The sequence below is a fragment of the Staphylococcus xylosus genome (genome assembly GCF_002732165.1).
Classification (GTDB): domain Bacteria; phylum Bacillota; class Bacilli; order Staphylococcales; family Staphylococcaceae; genus Staphylococcus; species Staphylococcus xylosus.
Genome location: NZ_MRZO01000004.1, coordinates 173,551 through 188,802, shown reverse-complemented (window position 1 = coordinate 188,802; position 15,252 = coordinate 173,551). Strand labels below are relative to the sequence as shown.

The following is a 15,252-nucleotide window of genomic DNA, read 5'->3' as shown; positions in this document are numbered from 1 at the left end:
CTGTAAAAAAAATATTTACATCTACCGAAATATAAATGCAATGCTATATTAACTATATTTTATCGGAATATTCAGAATATTCTTATTTTGAGAATATTATTGCAATTAAATTTAATTAAGCGTAAAATCTTTTTTATACATTTTTATTGGGAGCAAGGAAGGACGGGAATGTTTTATGCAAGATAAGTATACATCACAAGATCCAACAGTCGAATCAATTCCTCAAAAAGGTTTTTTTGGTCATCCTAAAGGCCTTGGTGTTTTATTCTTCGTAGAATTTTGGGAAAGATTTAGCTACTATGGTATGCGTGCATTATTAATTTTCTATATGTATTTCGCTATCAAAGACGGTGGCCTTGGTATGGATAAAAGCACTGCACAATCAGTTATGGCTGTGTATGGTGCTCTAATTTATATGACTTCAGTACTTGGAGGTTGGATTTCAGATAGAGTTACCGGCACACGTAAAGCCACATTTTATGGTGGCGTATTAATTATTATTGGCCACATTTTCTTAAGTTTACCATTAGATGTTATCGGTTTATTTATCTCAATGTTTTTCATTATAATTGGTTCAGGTTTAATGAAACCAAGTATTTCAAATATTGTTGGTAGACTATATCCAGAAAATGACACGCGTATTGACGCCGGTTTTGTTATTTTCTATATGTCAGTAAACTTAGGTGGATTACTTTCACCATTAATCTTAAATCAATTTGTTGATAGTGGAAATTTCCATGCAGGCTTCTTAATCGCAGCCTTTGGTATGGCACTTGGTTTAATTTGGTACATGATTTTCAATAAGAAAAACATTGGCGATGTTGGTACAAAACCTACCAATCCATTAAATCAGCAAGAAAAGAAAAAATATGGTTTAATATTTGCGGTTGTAACACTAATCATTGCCGCTGTGTTAATCATTACTGGTTTAACAGGTACACTTTCATTTAACATCGTAAGTACAACTGTATTAGTACTTGGTATAGCATTACCTATTATTTACTTTACAATAATGATACGCAGCAAAGAAGTAACAGACGATGAACGTTCACGTGTTATTGCATTTATACCATTATTTGTTTTAGGTGTTTTATTCTGGTCTATTCAAGAACAAGGGGCAAATGTACTCAACTTATTCGCCTTTGAAAGCAGTGATATGAAATTAAATATTTTTGGATGGAAGACAGACTTTGGTCCAACAATGTTCCAATCTATTAATCCACTGTTTATCGTATTACTAGCTCCAGTTGTTTCAATCATATGGGCAAAAATGGCTCGACGCCAACCAAGTATAGCGACAAAATTTGTTTTAGGTGCATTGTTAGCTGGTGCTTCGTATATCATGATCGGTTTAATAGGACACTCCTCAGATGGTTCAATGTTAAGTGTTAACTGGGTTATCCTTTCATATATCATCTGTGTAATTGGTGAGCTATGCTTATCACCAACAGGTAATAGTGCTGCTGTTAAATTAGCACCAAAAGCGTTTAACACACAAATGATGAGTTTATGGTTATTAACAAATGCATGTGCACAAGCGATTAATGGTACACTTGTTCATTTAATCGAACCACTAGGCTATAAAAACTATTTCTTATTCTTAGGTGTTATCGCAATTGTCGTAAGTCTTATTGTCCTTGCTTTTGTACCCAAAATTGTCAGAGGCATGAGAGGCATTAAATAATTTAAATTAAGATACAAACAAACCAAACGCTTAAACAAGTGTTTGGTTTGTTTTTTATTATTTTTAAATTTTTCTTTTTAATATACACTTATCTATAGGCGCAAAAATTTAGAATAGCTCTCATTTCTAACCATCACTCGTCATGAACACTAAAACATCATTTTATATGTACATAAAAATCACACAATTTGCTAACTCACTACTGGCTCATAACTATAATAAAAATTGGTATTTGCTTACTAAATGATTAAAGGCTATAATTTAGTCCCTAAACGTTATGTATTTATTTTGTTAAAAAATCGGGTAAATAATAAAATAGAACGCAAAATCAAAAGAAAAATGGTGAATAGATTGACTAAAACAAAATACAAACACGGTGTGTTATTTTATCATGAACACTCAGGTATAAAAGATATTTATAGAGGCTTGGGGGATGTAGCCTCTTCATTAACAACATTTTGTAAACATTTATCTATCCAACTAAGCGAGAATGAAGGTGATATTATCACTTTCTGTAAAGAAATAAAAAATCAAAGCTATAGCGATGATGTTGATATTATTTTCATTCTTGGTGGAGATGGCACAGTAAATGAACTTATTAACGGACTGATGCAAAGCGAATTAGATATTCCTATTGGTATTATTCCTGGCGGTACGTTTAATGATTTCGTAAAGACATTAAATCTTAATCCACGCCATAAAGTAGCAAGCCAGCAACTTATCAATTCAGAGTTACAAGCTTATGATGTAATGAAGATAAATGATCAATACGCACTTAACTTTGCAGGATTAGGTCTTATAGTGCAAAATGCAGAAAATGTGCAAAATGGGAATAAAGACGTTTTCGGGAAACTGAGCTATGTCGGTTCTACTGTTAAGACATTACTCAATCCAGAGCACTTTGATTACAAAATGACCGCAGATGGAAAAGAAATCAATGGCAATACCGCAATGATTGTTGTAGCAAACGGTCCATTTATAGGGGGAAGTCGTATTCCTTTAACAGACCTCTCACCTAGTGACGGTTATTTAAATATATTCGTTTTTGAAGAACATAGTTCAAGTGTAATAACTGATATATTTAAACAACGTGATAGTATGAATTGGAATAACATGACGGACGGTATTAAACACATCCTAGCTAAAGAAATAACTATTGAAACTGACCCACAAATGAAAGTAGACATAGATGGAGAAATTGCCTTAAATACACCACTCAACATTGAGATTGTGCCTAGCGCAATTAATATACTAACTCTACCGGACTCAAATATAGATACACAACAAACAGAAGAAGAGTAGCAAAAACACTGATTTACAACCTAATAACGTAAAAAATAAGATTTTATTAGTGGCTATAATACCAATAATAAAATCTTATTTTTAATGCTTGCATAATGTTTAAAATTTATAAATAAAAGCAGCAAAAAGGCAATAAACCCACCCACTTCACTGCTAACAAATATTCAAATCTTGTATTCACTATCTCCTAAAAAATACTGCTCTACATCTTTCCAATTATTAACACGTGCAAATCTATCATCATTAATATTATGTGTTGCTGTGTACATAATTGGTGTTCCAGTAAAGATACTTAACTGTCGTGGATTATCGTCAATTAAATAATCTGCGTTAACAATATCTTTTCGACCACAAAATACAAAATGTTGAGGATCAAGAAACGGGAAATACTCTCTCAACCAATTATATTTATCATGAAACGACGTCGGTACATCCATTGCAGCAGTGGCAATAAATACATCATAATGTTCAGTTAACTTCTTCACAACTTCTTGTGCATCAGCCATAACTTCTAATTTTTTAAAAAATCCAGGTTCACGTAAAATTTCAGTCAGTAAGCCATCATGTTCAGGCATCGCATGTCTTAATTTAATACCATCTAACATATCTATAGAAATACCTAAATCTGTGCGTTTATTTACATCTTCAATTAATGCACCCACTGTATCAGCAAGTACTTCATCCATATCAATCGCTATTGATTTTCTAGTCATGTACTACTCTACTCCCTTTTTCTTACTTTATATTCTTTAATTTGTAACGTAATATATACATAACAAATCTATCCCGATACACCTCAATTATAGCAAAACACGTTCAACTAAACCAAAATTGAACATAGCATTAATATTATCATCTTCAAGTATTTTACTAGACCGATAGGATAGCCATATAATAAACACCATACTAATATTAATCAAATGCTAAATTTTGTATCGTTGAACGTTCATTAAGAATTATTTTTAGAAGTTAAACGCTTTAAGTACTTCTATCATTTTTTCATTTTGCTCTGGGAACCCAATTGTAATACGCACACCTCTAGGAAACTCTCTTGTAATACATCCTACATTTAACAATGCTTCATACAATTCGTGTGGCTTATCTGTTCTCACATAAATAAAATTCGTTTGACTAGGATAAAACGCATCACTTTGAGATAATTCAAAGAATTTTGCTCTCTCTTGAGCGTTGCGATCACGTATAGAAGCTAAATAAGCCTGGTCCTCTAATGCAGCTAAGGCAGCGTATTCTGATAGACGGCCAACATTAAATGGCGGACGTATAATGTTGTACTTATCAATAGCTTCTTTAGCGGCTACAACGTATCCAATACGCATACCTGCCAAGCCATATGCTTTAGAAAATGTACGCAATAAAAAGGCATTGGCAAATTGTTGTTGTAATGCTAATGTATCTGGGAAATCAGCAGCAGTAACAAATTCAACATATGCTTCATCAATAATAACTGGGATATCACTCGGTACACGTTCTAAAAAACGCTGTAATTCATCATGTGAAAAATAAGTTCCCGTTGGATTGTTTGGATTACATAACCAAACCAACTTAGTATCTTTATCAATTTCCGCTAAAATACCTTCTAAATCAAAATGACCCTCTTGAAGCGGCACTTGTGTTACGTTTGCAGATTCTACAATTGCATTATGATAATATTGTCCAAATGTCATTTCACTTGTCACAATTTTATCTCCAGCTGTCAGTACTGCACGTGATATCATTAAGATAACTTCATCTAAACCAGCACCGAATAATATACGTGATGCATCTACATTTAAATGTTTGCTTATTGCTTCTTTTAATAATGGAGAACCCGTTTCAGGGTAAAATTGTAGCTCATCTAAATGTGCTTGAATGGCCTCATTAACTTTTGGTGTTGGACCATATAAATTCTCATTAGAAGCTAATTTATATAACTCACCTTCAATTCCGTATTGTTCTTTTAATGCTCGAGGTGATAGTCCTGGTTCGTAAGCTGATAATTGTTCAATTTGTTTCTTCATAGTTGCTTCGGTCCTCCTTGAATTTACAGAAATTTCAAAACTTAGTAACTATTATAAACCTTATAACAGACTAAAATCAATGTATCAATATAGACACCATTATTTATAAAGATAAAAAAATGAGACCAGCTAACTTAGTATTATGTTTCATACCAAGTTAACAGTCTCATATTATTTTATTAAGATTTATTTATCGATTAAATTATGTTTCTCTAGATAATTTTTTGCAACATTATAAGGGTCTTTCTTTTTCACTGTTACATCATAATTCATAGCCTGCATATCTTCGTCTGAAATTTTCCCAGCTAAGCGGTTTAGTGGTTTTTTAATTTCAGAATGTTCTTTCAGGTAAGATGTTTTAAACATTGGAGCTCCTTGATAAGGCGGGAACACATGCTTATCATCTTCTAAAACAATCATATCATATTGTTTTAATTCGGCATCCGTTGAATAAGCATCAATCAGGTTAATATCTCCATTCTCGATTGCTTGATAACGTAATTTTGGTTCCATTGTTTTTACATCACCTACATCTAGATCGTAGGCTTTTTTAACAGCTGGATATCCATCATCGCGATCATTAAACTCCAATGTAAAGCCTGGTTTAATCTCGTCACTTACTTTATTCAAATCGCCAATTGTTTTGATGTTATGTTTTTCAGCAAAATCTTTTTTTACTGCTAATGCATACGTATTATTGTATTTCATAGGTTTCAACATCGTCATATCATATTTATCTTCTAAACTAGACTTCGCTTGATTGTATACTTTTGCTTCCTGCTTAGATTTTAAATCTTCTTTAGTTAATTCACCTAATACAGTTCCAGTGAATTCTAAATAACCATCAATATCATCAGATTTTAGCGCGTTAAAAAGGAATGAAGTTTTCCCCATACCATCTTTAACTTCTACTGTATTATCGGTTTCTTCCTCGATTAATATTTTATACATATTAGTTATTACAGATGGCTCTGAACCTAATTTTCCAGCTAAAACAATCTTATCTCCTTTTTGGGCTAACAACGGTGCAATAATTATTAGCAATAAAATAATAACAATCGCTCCAAGTGACACCAAAAGTTTTTTATATGAAAGTTTTTGCATAAAACGTAACACTAAATCGAATAAAATAGCTAATAATGCCGCTGGTATGGCACCAATTAAAATAAGTGATGAATCATTTCTATCAATTCCCAGTAATATTAAATCACCTAAGCCGCCAGCACCGATTAACGCAGCTAACGTTGCTGTACCAATAATTAATACCATTGCCGTACGAACACCCGCCATAATGACTGGCATAGCAATCGGTAATTCTACTTTAATCAATCTTCTACCTGGTTTCATACCAATACCTTTTGCCGCTTCTACTAATGAGGCATCTACTTCCTTAATACCAGTATATGTATTTCTTAAAATTGGTAATAGCGCATATACAACTAATGCTATAACCGCCGGAACTTTCCCTATACCGAATAGCGGTATCATTAACCCTAACAATGCTAATGAAGGTATCGTTTGAAGTATCGCCGCGATATTCATAACAATTTCGGAAAGTTTACGTGTTTTTGTTAAAAATATACCTAACGGCACACCGATTATTGCTGCAATCAAAAGTGCTATAAAAGATAATTGTATATGTTCAAATATCGTTGTTATTAATTGTCCTCTACGCTCTAAAAGTGTATTAATGAAGGTATTCATTCATCATGACCTCCTTTATGCTCTGACAAAATTTGAAAAATGTCTTTTCGTCTTAACACTCGCTGTGTGGAGGTAGCTGAATCATTTATAATAACCGCTTCATTGTTTATCAAATCTGTATATACGTCTTTAACATATAAATTACTGTCAATGATTGGATAACCTTCTTTTGTTTCTCCTTCTTGTATAGATAGTTGATTTGTTACTTCGGAAAGTTTCAACTCATTAACTGATCGGTTTAATTTGTCACCCATAAATTGTTTAACAAAGTCATTTTTGGGATTTGTGACAAAGCCTTCTGGTGTATCTATTTGTTCGACATGGCCTTTATTCAACAAACATATACGGTCGCCCATCTTCATAGCTTCTTGAATATCATGAGTTACAAATATAATTGTTTTTTTGATTTTTTGTTGTAATTCAATTAAATCATCTTGTAATTTTTCACGGCTAATTGGGTCCAAAGCACTATATGGTTCGTCCATTAAAATAACTGGTGGATCAGCTGCCAGAGCACGAATAACGCCTACACGTTGCTGTTGTCCACCGGAAAGTTCATCTGGTTTACGATCTTTATATACTTCAGGTTCTAATCCTACCATATCCATTAGTTCATCAATACGTTGATCTATATCGGCATCTTTCCACTTCTTCATTTGCGGTACTTGCGCAATATTTTCCTTAATTGTCATATGCGGAAATAATGCAATTTGTTGTAAAACATAGCCAATATCCCAACGCATTTCATATATTGGATAATCACTTATCGGTTTATCTTTAAAATAAATATAACCTTCAGAAAGAGAAATTAATCGATTTATCATTTTTAGCGTAGTTGTCTTGCCGCAACCAGACGGCCCGATTAAAACAAAGAATTCTCCTTCATCAATATTAAAACTAATATCATCAACAGCTACTTTATCACCGTAACGTTTAACTACATTTTTAAATTCTATCACTTTGTCACCTTCATTATCGTATATTCATTTAACAAAAATTTGCATTTTCAATTAAATGGTATATTCCCTATTTTTATTGATTTTATGTATAATTCAATTAATTTATCCATAGCATTTAACTTACAAGTCATCGTTATAATCTTTAAAAAAACGAAGTTAATTCGAAATAAAATTATATCTATGTCTTAAGAGTTTGCATAGTATATTAATTATTGTCAAATTAACTTCGCTTAATAACTTTAGTTTATTTATTTTTCACTTATGATAATCAATAGGGGTACAACTATCAAATTCTATTAGAAGATGGCTACAACCTTGAACTCTCAACAATCTCAACTTAGAAAAGCGTTTTGTTAAGCCTATTTTTAGTGCAAGGATCATCGCGATTATCTTAATAGCATATAAGTGACTCATTCTATCGCAATTATTTGTGCACATTAGCTGTTTGAATCTGCTAGATTTTAGATTTATATGATTGAATTTTTTCTAAAAACATCGGGCAATAATGTTTTAATTTATAACTACCTACACCTTCAATTAAAATCATTTCTTGTTTTGTTTCTGGTTTTCTTTTAGCAAATTCTTCTAATGTAAAATCTGAAAAAATACTAACTGGTGGAATACTCAAGCTCTCACTTAATTCTTTGCGGACGCTAATCAATTCATCAAATAGTGCACGGTCCACACCTTCTACCGTATTTATATTTACTTTTTCTCTAGTTTTTCGTTTGAATGGAGTTGTAAATATTTCAACTTGCTCGCCGAGCAAATTCTTAACAGATTGATCACACGTTAAAATCTCATCGTGTTCATTTAAAAACCCTTTAAATCTCAATTCATCTATCAAATGGCTAAGTTCTGAAGTTGTATAATTTTTCATAATTCCATGTGTTGAGAGTTCGTTATAATCACAATAACGAATATAATCAGAATCTTCGCCTCTTAACACCTGTATAATGACACTATAACTCTCTTTTTGCTTCATACGAGCTATACAACTTACAATCATTTTCGCTTCGTTCGTCATATTATAAGTCTTATTTTCAATGACACAATTACTACATTGTTCACATTCTTCAAGTTTTTCGTTTGGTTCAAAATAATGAACTAAAGTGGCCTCTAAACATTTTTTCGTTTTAGTGTAGAGAATCATTTTTGTTAATTTTTCACCCATTTTATCTTTATAGTCATCATCAGCTTTTGAAGATGAAATAAAATATTGATGTAATCCAATATCTCGTTCACTAAATAATAAGATACAATCACTGTTCAAGCCATCACGACCGGCACGCCCTGCTTCTTGATAATACGATTCTAAATCGCCAGGCATATTATAATGTATAACAAATCTCACATTGGATTTATCTATACCCATACCAAAAGCATTAGTCGCAACAACAATACGTACTCGATCATACACAAAATCATTTTGCGCTGCTTCACGTTCTTTGTTTGTTAGTCCAGCGTGATAAATCGTGCTGTTGATATCATTATTCTGTAAAGCTTCATGTAATTCTTCAACTTGTTTACGTGTAGAGCAGTAGATAATGCCCGCTGCCTTTTTATGTTGCTTCACATATTCCATAACAAATTTTTGTCGTTGATATGTAGGATTGACTTGAAACACGAGATTTCGTCTTTTTGTACTCGTTTTTATCTCATCATTTTTTCCTATATTCAAACGTTCCATTATGTCTTTTTGAACTTCAATAGTTGCTGTTGCAGTTAGTGCAACGATCGTAAAGTCTTGTGGCAATGCAAATACCTTATGGATTACATCTTGATAACTTGGTCTAAAATCATGTCCCCATTTAGAAATACAGTGCGCTTCATCAAAAGCAACTAAATGAATTGATAATTGTTGTAATAAGCTAATAAAATAAGCGTTATCAAAACGTTCTGGTGCAACATATAAGAATTGAATTTCACCTTTTCTTAATTGTGTTTCAATTTCTTTTTGTTGTTTTTGAGTTAAACTACTATTTAAATATGCTGCACGAATACCCATTGCCTTTAATTGATCAACTTGGTCTTTCATCAATGAGATTAATGGGCTGATTACAATTGTTGTGCCACCCAACATTAATCCTGGTACTTGATAACAAATTGATTTTCCCCCGCCGGTAGGTAAAACGCCGAGCACATTTTGATGATCTAATACTTTTGATATGATTTCTTTTTGACCAGGACGGTATGTGTCATAGCCAAAATAATGCGATAAAGTTGACTCCATGTTATAAAATCCCTCATTGTTCTTTTTGTTCTTCAAGTTCGCTCCATCTTGCAATATCTTCTTCATACAACGCATTTAATCTTCGTTGTTCTTCGCTTAGTTCTTTAATCTTGGCATAATCAGAGGTTGCCTCAATCATTTCTTTTTCTATAGTTTCTAATCGTTCTTCAGTTGTATCAATACGCTCGACAATCATTTCATACTCTTGTTTTTCTTTAAAAGATAAACCTTTTTTCTTTTTCTTGTCAGGTTGTTGTTTGACTTTAGACTGTTGACTCTTTTGCTCTTTTAACTGATGTTGTTCCTTTTTGTAAGCTTCATAATCTTCAAAAGTACCGATGATGCGCTCCATTTGTCCATCATGAATATACCAATACTCTTGTGCTACTTTATTTAAGAAATATCTATCGTGACTAACTGTGATGACGGCGCCACCAAACGTTTCAATATAATCTTCAAGAATTGTAAGTGTTTCTGTATCTAAATCATTTGTTGGCTCATCTAGAAGAAGTACATTCGGTTGGTGTACCAATAAGCTTAAAAGGTATAATCTTTTCTGTTCTCCACCTGATAATTTATAAATCTTTTTACCATGTGTTGAACTTGGAAATAAGAACCTTTCGAGTAATTGAGTGATTGATACTGACGTGCCATCTTTTTCTTTAGCAACTTCACTTTCTTCCCTCAAATAATCTATCATTCTTATATCACGATCTAGTCGTTCCTCAGTTTGTTTAAAATAAGCGACTTTTACCGTTTGACCAATTTTAAGGTCACCTTCAAAATCTTTATCTTCACCGTTTAAGATATTCAGTAACGTTGTTTTACCTGCACCATTTGGACCAACAATACCAATTTGTTGACCACTTTGGATAATTTGCGTTACATCTTTAAATAATGTTTTTTGATGAATGCGTTTCGTTAAGCCTTCTAATTCGAAGACTTGTTTCCCTAATCTAGAATAAGCAAGGTTTAAAGAGGCTTTATCTTGTTGGTGTTGATTTTTCACATCTTGTTCTAGGTCGTTGAATCTATTTTTACGAGCTTGCTGCTTAGTCGTACGTGCCTTAACGCCAGCACGCATCCATTCAAGTTCCTTCTTGTATAAGGATTGCTGTTTCGCTTGTTGTTTTTGTTCTATAATTTCGTTTTCTGCGCGTTGAGCTATATAATCTTCGTAATTTCCTACATAGGTTGTAAGCTTACCTCTATCTAATTCAATAATGCGCGAGGATACTTCATTTAGGAAATAACGATCGTGTGTGATAAATAATACTGTATGCGGATATTGTTTCACATAGTTGATTAACCAATTGATTGATTCAAAATCTAAATGGTTTGTTGGTTCGTCTAATAGTAATAAATCAGGTTGTTCAATAAGTGTTTTAGCTAAACCAACGCGTTTCTGTTGGCCTCCTGAAAGTTCACTCACTTCTTTGTTTGTATCATAAATACCTAATTTAGAAAGAATCGTTTTAATTTCAGCACTATAATCCCATGCTTGGTAATTATCCATTGCTTCTTGTGCTTGCATCATTTTCTGAAAATCTTCATTACTTTGGGTCGCTGTATATCGCGCCAAAGCATTTTCATACGTTCTTATAACTTTAATTGTTTCAGTTTCTGAAGTTAATACTGCTTCAAACACCGTCATATTTTGATCAAAGTCATGTTTTTGAGAAGAATATCGGATGCGATAAGCATTGGGATGTGATACTTCTGCCTCAAAGTCTTCATCCAATCCAGCTATTACCTTCAATAATGTACTTTTACCTGTACCATTTATACCTACAAGTCCTATTTTTTCACCTTCAGAGATTGACAACTGCAAATTATCAAAAATGGTTTTATCGGCATATGATTTATGTAAATGTTCAATTTTGTATGCTTCCATTGCCCAACATCCTTTTTAATATCGAAAATTATAATTATTTCTGTTAAACTTAATTTCAGTTCTACATATTATACACCTTTTTTAACTCAAATGATACAAAGGAGCAATGCTTATGTCGGAATTTTTCCAAAACTTGCCTCCTTATATCCAAGCATTAATAGCAGGTATTATTACATGGCTACTTACTGCATTAGGAGCTGCAGCTGTTTTTATTTTCAAAAGAGTAAACGATAAGATTTTAAATTCAATGCAAGGTTTCGCTGCGGGTATAATGATTGCAGCTAGCTTTTGGTCACTCTTGCAACCAGCTATTAATTATGGCGAAGGTACATCATTACCGTGGCTACCGGCTGCTATCGGTTTTCTATTGGGCGGAGTATTTATTCGTGCACTAGATTTAGTTATCCCACACATACACCCAAACACCCAAGACACAAACCAATATCAAGAAGGTGTAGGCACAAAAAAACTCAATAAGAATACGTTACTCGTTTTAGCTATAACGCTACACAATATACCCGAAGGTTTATCTATTGGTGTGGCATTTGGTGGTATCGTAGCTGGCAATGGGCAGGCTACATTTTTAGGTGCCCTTGGTTTAGCTATAGGGATTGGTATCCAAAACATTCCAGAAGGTGCAGCCTTGTCTATGCCAATAAGAGCAGCTGGTGCTTCTAGATGGAAAGCCTTTAACTATGGGCAAGCGTCTGCTATTGTCGAGCCTATATTTGCTACAATTGGTGCAGCAGCCGTACTGGTCGTTACACCTATGCTACCGTATGCCTTGGCATTTGCTGCAGGCGCGATGATATTTGTAGTTGTTGAAGAACTTATTCCTGATTCTCAAGCTAGTAATAATACTGACCTTGCAACAATGAGCCTCATGTTAGGGTTCACTATCATGATGATTTTAGACGTTGCGCTTGGATAAGGGCAAACAAAACGATGGATGTTGACATATTTTAAAAATTAAACATTACGCAAAGCAACTTGGTTCAGTAGTCCGGGATATACATTAATGTCCTGGACTTTTCTTATTCATAGTCATACTTGGATCAAATGGACATTTTAATCAATTTACAAGTCACAGTCAATTCCTCTTTTTTTATAATTATATTAAAAATCCCTCTAGATTTTTAGTATAAAAAATACCGACGACTCTATATTAGAATCGTCGGTATTTTTATTTATTTTTTCTCTTGTCCTTTTGGACCTGTTTTGTATTCATAATCTGAAGGCTTAATTTTATCGAAATCAGGATTATCATAGAATCTCAATAAATCACCGTTGAGAACATCATCACTCATTTGTAAATCTTTCTCAGATTGTTGTTTACGCTTATCAAAGTCTTTAGGTTTTTCTGTCATAGGTTCATTATTCTTATTATCATAAATTCTACCGTTAACATATTTATAATCTTTCGTTACAAAGTCACCATTTCTGAATGGTACTGTATCATTGTGATCTTTAGATAATAAATCTGTACCCATCATTAAATAGTTCTTCGTATCGATACCCATTAAGTGTAATAATGTAGGCATTACATCAGCTTGCCCAGCATAAGTTTTATCTACAGTACCTTCCTTACCAGGAATCTTCAACCAGAAACCTGTACGGTTTAAGTCATTGAATTTAGCAGGTGTAATTTCTTCACCTAATAATTTTTCCATTGCTTTATTATGGTTTTCAGAAATACCATAGTGGTCACCATAAATCATTATTACTGAATCGTCATATAAACCTTTTTTCTTCAATTCATTGACAAACTCTTCTAATGATTCATCGAGGTATCTTGCTGTTTGTACATAACCATCTACTGTAGAATCGCCTGTGTTCGGTTTGTCGATTGATGCATCTTCTGGTTGCACAGTGAATGGATAGTGGTTAGTTAACGTAATTAAATGACTATAGAATGGTTCTTTTTCTTTTGCTAAATAATCTGCTGATTCTTTAAAGAACTCTTTATCTTTAAGACCTAAGTTTTCAAGATTCTCTTCAGACATGTCGTAATAAGTTGCATCGTAGAATTTATCTACGCCAAAGTGTTTGTAAACTTGATCACGGTTCCAGAAAGTTTTGTAGTCACCATGCATAACACTAGATGTATAACCTTGCTGTTGATCTAGTATAGCTGGCAGTGATTGGTATGTGTTATCACCTTTCAATGAATAAGCTGAACCTTGTGGTAAACCAAACAAGCTGTTATCCATAGTAAACTCTGAATCCGATGTTTTACCTTGTCCTGTCTGATGATAGAAGTTTGGATAATATCTGTATCCTTCATTACCAGACGAGAGTTTATTTAAGAATGGTGTAACTTCTTCACCATTTACTTTTTTATTTATTAAGAAAGTTTGGAAACTTTCTAAATGAATTTTAATAACATTTTTCTTTTTAGCAGCACCGAAATATTCCTTATTTGGCTCAGTTTGCTTTTGCTTCGTATAATTCAATACTTTAGTTAAATCATCTTCATTAGCCAACGCTTTTTGTTGGTTATTTTGAATTGTTTTAACACCATCATATACAGTGAAATTATACGGACCTAAATATTTAACTAAATATTTATGGTCAAATGTACGTGTTAATAATTCTGGGCGATCTGATTCAGCAAATGCCAAGTTTAAGAAGAATAAGGCAACTGAAGCAGCCATTACTACTGGTACAAACTTTTTGCTGAATACACGTTTATCAAACCATTTTTGTTTAAAAATTAAAATAAACAGATAAACAAAAGTATCTATAAAGTAAACGAAGTCATACCATTTGAATGAAGCTGTTACCGCGCCACCCATTGATTCAACATTTCCAACCTGGTTTAATGTACTAAATGTTAAAAAGTCAGAAAAGAATCTAAAGTATACAACGTTTGCGTATAATAAGAAAGTTAATATAAAGCCACCAATAAAGATGAACCAAAAAGCTTTCTTACCCTTGAAAAACAAGAAAATACTCAATACTAATGCAATTAAACTGTAAGGATTCATTAACAAGATTAAGTTTTGAACTAATCCTTTAACGCCTAAAGAAAAATCAACATAATATGAAAAATATGTTTTTAAGGTGACTGTTAGCACCGTTAAAATAAAAAACCCAAAAAGAGTTAATTTCTTTTTGTGTATACTCATGTTCTTATCCCCCGATATAAATTAATATAGGCTAGAACGCTTACCTAACCTTATAAAAAGTGTCAAAGTTACTATCTTAAACGCTTATTAGCGATGTTAGTATCTCTAATAAACGAAAGTCGTTATTGGCTTGGGTAAATTGTTTTTAGAATTATGCTTTAGTGCCATCTTTAATCAATAATTTAAAGTACACTGTTACAAGCATTCATATGTTTCAGTTTTTAAGTTTTAATTGGTGTCTATATTATAAATCATTGATATTTGTTTATAATCTTTCCAATCCATATTATTCATAATTATAGGTTGAAATTAGCTTTACATTTTTTATAG

The 15,252-nt window shown here is 32.7% G+C and carries 10 protein-coding genes; 3 read left to right on the top strand and 7 right to left on the bottom strand.

Annotated features, from left to right (window positions below):
- Nucleotides 1-175: 175 nt before the first annotated feature.
- Both BTM19_RS07820 and BTM19_RS07815 read left to right on the top strand, forming a co-directional pair.
- Complete coding sequence (locus BTM19_RS07820) at nucleotides 176-1,684, top strand: peptide MFS transporter (RefSeq protein WP_029377699.1); 1,509 nt, start codon at nucleotides 176-178, stop codon at nucleotides 1,682-1,684.
- A gap of 351 nt (nucleotides 1,685-2,035) precedes the next feature.
- Nucleotides 2,036-2,986 (top strand): diacylglycerol/lipid kinase family protein, encoded by a 951-nt coding sequence (locus tag BTM19_RS07815; RefSeq protein WP_080704801.1) that lies wholly within the window; start codon nucleotides 2,036-2,038, stop codon nucleotides 2,984-2,986.
- 164 nt (nucleotides 2,987-3,150) lie between these two features.
- On the opposite strand, the gene BTM19_RS07810 is transcribed toward BTM19_RS07815, so the two are convergent.
- The 6 genes from BTM19_RS07810 to BTM19_RS07785 form a co-directional block, all read right to left on the bottom strand.
- Nucleotides 3,151-3,699 carry a 5' nucleotidase, NT5C type gene (locus tag BTM19_RS07810; RefSeq protein WP_017722532.1) on the bottom strand — a complete coding sequence of 183 codons (549 nt, stop codon included), beginning with the start codon at nucleotides 3,697-3,699 and terminating at the stop codon, nucleotides 3,151-3,153.
- Nucleotides 3,700-3,948: 249 nt separating this feature from the next.
- Nucleotides 3,949-5,004: a histidinol-phosphate transaminase gene (gene hisC / locus BTM19_RS07805; RefSeq protein WP_029377701.1), complete on the bottom strand. Its 1,056-nt coding sequence runs from the start codon at nucleotides 5,002-5,004 to the stop codon at nucleotides 3,949-3,951.
- Between the two features lie 186 nt (nucleotides 5,005-5,190).
- Entirely contained in the window at nucleotides 5,191-6,708 is a 1,518-nt protein-coding gene (locus BTM19_RS07800) for an ABC transporter permease/substrate-binding protein (RefSeq protein ID WP_029377702.1), read from the bottom strand.
- Nucleotides 6,705-7,667 carry an ABC transporter ATP-binding protein gene (locus tag BTM19_RS07795; RefSeq protein WP_029377703.1) on the bottom strand — a complete coding sequence of 321 codons (963 nt, stop codon included), beginning with the start codon at nucleotides 7,665-7,667 and terminating at the stop codon, nucleotides 6,705-6,707. Before BTM19_RS07795 ends, BTM19_RS07800 begins: the two co-directional genes overlap by 4 nt.
- Before the next feature lie 454 nt (nucleotides 7,668-8,121).
- Nucleotides 8,122-9,900, bottom strand: a complete 1,779-nt coding sequence (gene recQ, locus BTM19_RS07790; RefSeq protein WP_029377704.1) for a DNA helicase RecQ — start codon at nucleotides 9,898-9,900, stop codon at nucleotides 8,122-8,124.
- 13 nt (nucleotides 9,901-9,913) lie between these two features.
- Nucleotides 9,914-11,794 carry an ABC-F family ATP-binding cassette domain-containing protein gene (locus BTM19_RS07785; RefSeq protein ID WP_058625500.1) on the bottom strand — a complete coding sequence of 627 codons (1,881 nt, stop codon included), beginning with the start codon at nucleotides 11,792-11,794 and terminating at the stop codon, nucleotides 9,914-9,916.
- Nucleotides 11,795-11,906: 112 nt separating this feature from the next.
- Here BTM19_RS07785 and BTM19_RS07780 point away from each other — a divergent pair, with 112 nt between their 5' ends.
- On the top strand, nucleotides 11,907-12,725 hold the full coding sequence (locus BTM19_RS07780) for a ZIP family metal transporter (RefSeq protein ID WP_017722538.1): 819 nt from the start codon (nucleotides 11,907-11,909) through the stop codon (nucleotides 12,723-12,725).
- 256 nt (nucleotides 12,726-12,981) lie between these two features.
- On the opposite strand, the gene ltaS is transcribed toward BTM19_RS07780, so the two are convergent.
- Nucleotides 12,982-14,922 (bottom strand): polyglycerol-phosphate lipoteichoic acid synthase LtaS, encoded by a 1,941-nt coding sequence (gene ltaS / locus BTM19_RS07775; protein WP_029377706.1) that lies wholly within the window; start codon nucleotides 14,920-14,922, stop codon nucleotides 12,982-12,984.
- Nucleotides 14,923-15,252 lie beyond the last annotated feature (330 nt).